General features: G+C 31.1%; 6 protein-coding genes. 5 read left to right on the forward strand and 1 reads right to left on the reverse strand.

Annotated features, from left to right (window positions below):
* Window positions 1-3: 3 nt before the first annotated feature.
* Together FAY47_RS03840 and FAY47_RS03845 are read left to right on the forward strand one after the other, a co-directional pair.
* Entirely contained in the window at window positions 4-1,827 is a 1,824-nt protein-coding gene (locus tag FAY47_RS03840; RefSeq protein WP_243129538.1) for an NADH-ubiquinone oxidoreductase-F iron-sulfur binding region domain-containing protein, read from the forward strand.
* A 9-nt stretch (window positions 1,828-1,836) separates the two neighbouring features.
* A complete protein-coding gene (locus tag FAY47_RS03845; RefSeq protein WP_143315093.1) occupies window positions 1,837-3,549 on the forward strand; it encodes an NADH-dependent [FeFe] hydrogenase, group A6 in 1,713 nt (570 codons plus the stop codon).
* Between the two features lie 76 nt (window positions 3,550-3,625).
* Here FAY47_RS03845 and FAY47_RS03850 read toward each other — a convergent pair whose 3' ends face one another.
* Window positions 3,626-3,802, reverse strand: a complete 177-nt coding sequence (locus FAY47_RS03850) for a DUF6440 family protein (protein ID WP_143315094.1) — start codon at window positions 3,800-3,802, stop codon at window positions 3,626-3,628.
* A 304-nt stretch (window positions 3,803-4,106) separates the two neighbouring features.
* Between FAY47_RS03850 and FAY47_RS03855 the strand changes: the two genes are divergently transcribed.
* The 3 genes from FAY47_RS03855 to FAY47_RS03865 all read left to right on the forward strand — a co-directional run bounded on the left by FAY47_RS03855 (window position 4,107) and on the right by FAY47_RS03865 (window position 6,044).
* Window positions 4,107-4,574, forward strand: a complete 468-nt coding sequence (locus FAY47_RS03855) for a VOC family protein (protein WP_143315095.1) — start codon at window positions 4,107-4,109, stop codon at window positions 4,572-4,574.
* A gap of 126 nt (window positions 4,575-4,700) precedes the next feature.
* Window positions 4,701-5,306 carry a hypothetical protein gene (locus tag FAY47_RS03860; protein WP_143315096.1) on the forward strand — a complete coding sequence of 202 codons (606 nt, stop codon included), beginning with the start codon at window positions 4,701-4,703 and terminating at the stop codon, window positions 5,304-5,306.
* Between the two features lie 51 nt (window positions 5,307-5,357).
* Window positions 5,358-6,044, forward strand: a complete 687-nt coding sequence (locus FAY47_RS03865; RefSeq protein ID WP_143315097.1) for a LiaF domain-containing protein — start codon at window positions 5,358-5,360, stop codon at window positions 6,042-6,044.
* The last annotated feature ends 87 nt before the right edge of the window (window positions 6,045-6,131 follow it).

Below are 6,131 nucleotides of genomic sequence, written 5' to 3' on the forward strand. Positions count from 1 at the left end.
TCTATGAACTTAGATATTAGATTTAATCCAAGTGGGGAAAAAACAGAAGAAAAATATATCTTAATTTGTGGTGGTCCAGGGTGTAAAGCATCTACATCAGATATAATAAAGGATGCTTTTGAAAAAGAGATTCATTTAAAAAAGTTAGAAGATAAAGTTAAGGTAATAATGACAGGATGTTTTGGATTTTGCGCTCAAGGACCTATCATAAATATAATACCTGATAATACATTTTATATAAAAGTTCATGAATCTGATGTAAGAGATATAGTTTCTGAACATATTATAAAAAATAAAGTTTTAAAAAGATTACTCTACACTGATCCAAAAACAAATAAGAAGATAGAAAGTAAAAAAGATATTCCGTTTTATAAAAAGCAAAATAAAATAGCTTTAAGAAATTGTGGGATTATTGACTCAGAATCTATTAACGAAGCAATTGGAAGTGGGGCTTATACGGCTTTAGGTAAAGCAATAACATCTATGACTCAGAAAGAAGTTATTGAAACTATTAAGGAGTCTGGACTTAGGGGAAGAGGAGGAGGAGGATTCCCAACAGGTAGAAAATGGGAAACGGCATGGAAGTATTCAGATCCAGTCAAATATGTAATATGCAATGCAGATGAAGGAGATCCTGGTGCATTTATGGACAGGGCAATATTAGAAGGAGATCCTCATTCTGTTTTAGAAGCAATGGCTATATGCGGGTATGCTATTGGATCAAGTCAAGGATATATCTATATAAGAGCAGAATACCCTTTAGCAGTAAATAGGTTAAAGATTGCTATTAGTAAAGCTAGGGAAAAGGGTTTATTAGGTTTAAATATTTTGGGAACAGATTTTAGTTTTGATATAGAAATAAGGTATGGGGCTGGAGCTTTTGTTTGCGGAGAAGCTACTGCATTAATTCATTCTATAGAAGGTTTAAGAGGAGAACCTACAATGAAGCCTCCAAGAACAGCGGAACATGGATTATGGAATAAACCGACTTGCGTAAATAATGTTGAGACATTTGCTAATATTAATCCAATTATTAATAAGGGAGCTAAATGGTATAGATCTATAGGAACCCATAAAAGCACAGGAACAAAGGTTTTTGCATTAGCAGGCAAAATTGAAAATGTTGGCCTTGTGGAAGTTCCAATGGGAATAACTTTAAGAGAAATAATTGAGGATATCGGTGGAGGGGTAAAAGACGGCAAAGCCTTAAAAGCTGTACAAACAGGTGGGCCTTCAGGAGGCTGTATTCCAAAAGAGCTTATAGATATTTCTATAGAATATGATAGTTTAAAGTCTATTGGTTCAATGATGGGTTCTGGTGGGATGATAGTAATGGATGAAGACAACTGCATGGTTGATATATCTAAATATTATATGGAGTTTACTGTAGATGAATCCTGTGGTAAATGTACACCATGTAGGATAGGAAATAAGAGAGTCCTAGAGATTTTAGAAAAGATTACTTTAGGTGAAGGAACAGAAGAGGACTTAGTAAAATTAAAAAATCTATGTGAAGTAATAAAATCAACATCTCTTTGTGGTCTTGGGGAGTCTGCAACTAATCCAGTGTTAAGCTCTTTAAAATATTTTAATGAAGAGTATATGGAGCATGTTATAGATAAAAAGTGTAGAAGTAGAGCTTGCAGAAAATTAGTTGTCTATGAGATTTCAGATAAGTGTATCGGGTGTGCAAAATGTGCTAGAGCTTGTCCTGTTTCATGCATTCATGGAAAAGTGAAGAGTAAACATGAAATAGATAAGTCAAAGTGTATTAAATGTGGTGGATGTTATTCAATTTGTCCAATTAAAGCTGTTGTATCTAAATAGGAGGTTTATATGGTTAATGTAAATATAAATGGAATGAGTGTTAAGGTTCCAAAGGGTGCTACTATTCTTGAAGCAGCAAAACTTCTCCATATAAATATTCCTACACTTTGTTATATGAATATGAGTGATGGAGAATCTATAAATTGTAAAGGTACTTGCAGGGTATGCATGGTAGAAATAGAAGGATATAAGGATTTAAAACCTGCCTGTTCATTTGAAGTAAAAGAAGGAATGAATATATATACTAATTCAGAGAAAGCTGTTGAAGCTAGAAAAACTATTATTAAGCTATTATTATCTAATCACCCAAATGACTGTTTAAATTGTGCAAAAAATCTAAGCTGTGAACTTCAAAAAATAGCTAGTTTCTACGGTATTAAAGGTGTAAAGATAAAGGGGGAAGAGATAAGAAGAAAACTTGATAGAAGTACTCCAATAATAAGAGATGAGGAAAAATGCATTTTATGCAGAAGGTGCGTTACTGCATGTTCAGATGTTCAAAACGTAAATATCTTAACTCCAGCAGAAAGAGGATTTAATAGCTTTATATCAACCTTTAATGAAAAACTATTAGATAATAGTGAATGCACGTATTGTGGACAATGTGTTGCAGTATGTCCAACTGGTGCTTTAACAGAAAGGATGGATTACAGTAATTTAGAAAATAACTTAAATAATAAAGATAAGTACATGGTAGTACAAATTGCTCCAGCTGTAAGGATAGCTTTATGCGAGGAATTTGGAGTAAGCAAGGAAGTCATTACAGCTAAAAAGATAGTAACAGCTTTAAAATACTTAGGATTTAAAAAGGTATTTGATACAAATTTTGGGGCAGATTTAACTGTTATGGAGGAGGCAGAGGAACTTATTGATAGAATAAAGGCTAATGAAAATTTACCTATGTTTACAAGTTGTTGTCCTGCATGGGTTAGGCTAGTTGAGACAAACTATCCGGAATATACTAGTTTACTTTCAAGCTGTAAATCTCCTCAACAGATGTTTGGAGCTATAGCTAAAGCATATCTTCCTAGGAAGATACAAATAAATAGAGATAACTTAGTCGTTGTATCTGTAATGCCGTGTACAGCTAAGAAATATGAAGCAGAGAGAGAAGAAATGAAAGATGATGTGGACATAGTAATTACTACAAGGGAATTAGCAAAACTTATAAGACAATACTCAATAGATATAATAGATTTAGATGAAAGTGATTTTGACAGTCCTATAGGGGAAGGCTCTGGTGCTGGAATGCTTTTTGGAGCCAGTGGAGGGGTTATGGAAGCAGCCCTTAGAACTGCATATGAAAAGCTTAGTAGCAAAGCTTTAGAAGAAATTGATTTCCTTGAAGTAAGAGGTCTTAATGGGATTAAAGAAGCCACAATTAAGATAGATGATAGAGAAATAAAGGTTGCAGCAGTTAGTTCTCTTAAAAATGCTCAAAAAATTATGGAGAGTGTCATTAGCGGTGAAAAAAACTATGATTTTATTGAGATAATGGCATGTCCAGGAGGATGCATAAATGGAGGAGGACAGCCATATATTCAGTCTGATAGGATAAAGATTGAAGAAAGAATGAAGGGAGTCCATGAAATAGATAGGAAGACAGCAATAAGAAAATGTCATGAGAATCCTGAAATCATAGAGGTTTATAATGAATTTTTAGATAGGCCTAATAGTAGATTAGCACATGAACTGCTTCATACTAAATATAAGGGTAATTAAGCGCTTAGAACTTTATCTATAAATAAAAGGGCAAGATGAATCTTGTCCTTTTATTTATAACTAAGAGTAGAATTTATTAATTTTGTTTTGTTATGATAGGCTTTCCATCTTGATCTAATAGTGGTGTTAATCCTCCAGAAGTTCCGTTAGTAACATATAAGTAATTCACTCCAGTTTTGTTATCTACAATTACTCTGAAAATCTCAAAAGCTCCTTGTGTAGATATAATTTCAAACCTTTTATTTCCGCCCATAAAATTACCTCCTATATCTGAATGGTTAGCTCGTTTTAGTAAATATATAAGCTTTTTTAGTTGTTTATTTAATTATATGGGATTTAAATAAATAAATTCGAGTTATTTGCATGCATGTTTCTATTAAAATAGAGATTATATACAATGTATTTCTTGGGAAATATTTACATATGGTAATTTAAAAAATTCAATTATGGTATAATGTGTATATTAAAAATTTCAATTGCCTTAAAAAGGCATCAATGGCAGTCTTAGATTTGAATCTAGTTTTGATATCATTTTTAATAATAAGGAGGAGTATACAATGAAATTCTTAAGTCCTTTGATAGTGGTTTCAAATATGGAGAAGTCAAAGAGATTTTACAATGAAGTTCTTGGTTTAGAAGTTCAGGTGGACTTCGGCTCAAATGTAACCTTAACAGGAGGTATTGCATTGCAAACAAAAGATTCTTGGATGGGCTTTATTCAAAAAAGGGATAGTGAAATAGTTTTTGGTGGGAATTCAGCAGAACTATATTTTGAAGAAGATAATTTTGATTGTTTTATTGAAAAATTGAATAACATGAAAGATATTAACTTTGTCCATACTTTGATAGAACATTCTTGGGGGCAGCGTGTTGTACGGTTTTATGATACTGATAAACATATTATTGAAGTTGGGGAAAATATTATTATGGTTGTGAGAAGGTTTTTAAAAAGTGGAATGTCAGTAGAGGAAACCGCTGCTAGAATGGATGTACCAGTTGATTATGTAAAGTCTTGTCTAGAATAGATAATAAGCTTTAGGGGTATGTGATTTATAAATATAGCATTATAAGAGAAATTGAGAAAAGTATTTATAATAATTATGGAAAAATGGTATACTTGATAATAAAATAATTTTTAACGAGGTAGAGAAATGGAAGAAATGAACTTACAGGGATTAAATGGAGAAGAGGTTTGGAAAAAGGTATATAATAAAGAGCTAAGTACCAAGAAAAATGTTTTGGAATATATAGATGCTTTAAGAATACTTAAAAAGAGTGAAATTGACTATGATCAAATGCAAAGTGTTTATGATTTTGTTTATGAGAAAATAGATGATATGAAAAGTTTAATAAAACCAAACACTATAATGTTTTTGAAAAATGAATTAAAGAAGCAAATAGGTAAATATGTTTTTGAAAAGGAACCAAAGAAAACAGATCATTTCCTCGAATTTTTTGAGGAGGCTTATCCACCTGAGGAAAGAAGAAAAGATTTCACTTGGGTTCTAATGGATGTAAATAAGATATCTGATGAACAAATATGGACTACATTAAAATATATTAATTTTTGCTGTGTTAAAGGAGCTAAATTAAGCCCAGATGAAAAAAAAGATATAATAAGAGAAGTTAAAAGATTGGTAGAAAGAAAAAATATAAAGAAAATCAATAATATTAGAAGTTTAGAAAGTTTAAATAAAGAATTAGGAATAAAGATAATATCAAAAAAAGATTACTTCAAGGTTGAAAATTTAGAATAATTTGTTGATAAAAGCTTCAGTTATGTAATAAAATGGTTTAGGGGGTGAATTATGCGAAATAAGTTTGGAGATATTCTTTGGGGATTAGGTTTTATAGCTATAGGTGTTGGATTTGCAGGGAATACATTTGGATTATGGGATTTTAGATTGTTTTTCAATGGATGGTGGACATTGTTTATAATTATTCCATGTATTATATCAATGATTCAAAGTGGTGTTAATACTGGAAATTTGATAGGGCTCGTTATAGGTGTATTATTATTTATTAATTCAAATGGATTTTTACCAAGACATATAATAAGTAAGTTAATTTTCCCGAGTATACTTATATTAGTTGGACTTAGTATCTTGTTTAAAGGTAGTTTTAAAAGCAACTATAAAGTAAATATTCATAAAAATTATGTTGGCAAAGATGGATATATATCAATAACATCAATTTTTACAGGTCATGAAGTAAGAACAGTAAGTGAAAATATAACTGGTGGAGCGGTTACAACTGTATTTGGTGGCGTTGATTTGGATTTAAATAATGCTATTATTAATAAAAATATAACTATTAATGTTACATCCATATTTGGTGGTGTTAATATTTTTGTTCCGTCAAATGTAAATGTTAAGGTTTCTAGTATACCTATATTTGGTGGGGTAAGCAATAAAGCTTCACAAAGTGATTTTATAAATTATCCAACAGTATATGTTAATGCTACTTGTATATTTGGTGGTGTAGAAGTAAAGTAATGAAAAGGAGCTGTCTCCAAATGATTTAAAATCATTTGTCGGAGACGGCTCCCTTTTTTGAATTTGAAGAAATTATTCAACTTATTT

It is taken from the genome of Clostridium sp. HBUAS56017 (genome assembly GCF_007115085.1).
Classification (GTDB): Bacteria; Bacillota; Clostridia; order Clostridiales; family Clostridiaceae; genus Clostridium; species Clostridium cibarium.